Genomic DNA, 655 nt, shown 5'->3' on the forward strand with positions numbered 1-655 from the left:
TGGCGTCGCAGCATATGCAGCAGTTTGCGATGACCGGCGAGGCGCCGCCGCCGATGCCGTCGCGCGTGTCGGCGTGGAGCGTCTACGACGTGTTCTCGCTGGCCGACGGCGAGCAGCTGTTTATCGGGGCGGTCAGCGACAAGCAGTTCGTCACGCTGTGCCAGGTGCTGGGCCACCCGCAAATGACCCAGCGGCCCGAGTACCGCGATAACGCCGCGCGGGTGGCGGTGCGGCCGCTGTTGCTGGAAGAACTGGGCGCCATCCTTCAGCACCATCGCGCTGATGCCCTGATGCCCCAGCTCGAAGCCGCCGGCATTCCCTACGCACCGATCGTCCGCCCGGACCAGTTGCTTGACGATCCGCACCTGAAGGAAAGTGGCGGCCTGGTGCCGATGCAGGTGGAAGATGGCTCGATCGCGCCCACCGTCCTGTTGCCGCTGCTGATGGGCGGCAGGCGTCCCGGCGTCCGGCATCCGTTGCCGAAGCCTGGCGAGCACAACGAAGAGGTGTTCGGGCGCAGGACAAGGTCCGACTGACTGCATCTGGCTGGGCCCTCAGTACCGTAGTTCCATAACAAAGCATGACGGAGACAACCATGATTTCACGCCCCCACTGGCGGGTCGCGGCGGCTGCCACGGCCTTCCTGCTCTCTACC

General features: G+C 66.3%; 1 protein-coding gene. It reads left to right on the forward strand.

Annotated elements, in window-relative coordinates; all coding sequences use genetic code 11:
* A partial coding sequence (locus tag CYJ10_RS24855) for a CoA transferase (protein WP_146002118.1) occupies positions 1–536 on the forward strand: 536 nt, incomplete at its 5' end.
* Between the last annotated feature and the right edge of the window lie 119 nt (positions 537–655).

This window comes from Cupriavidus pauculus, assembly GCF_002858765.1.
Lineage (GTDB): Bacteria > Pseudomonadota > Gammaproteobacteria > Burkholderiales > Burkholderiaceae > Cupriavidus > Cupriavidus pauculus_B.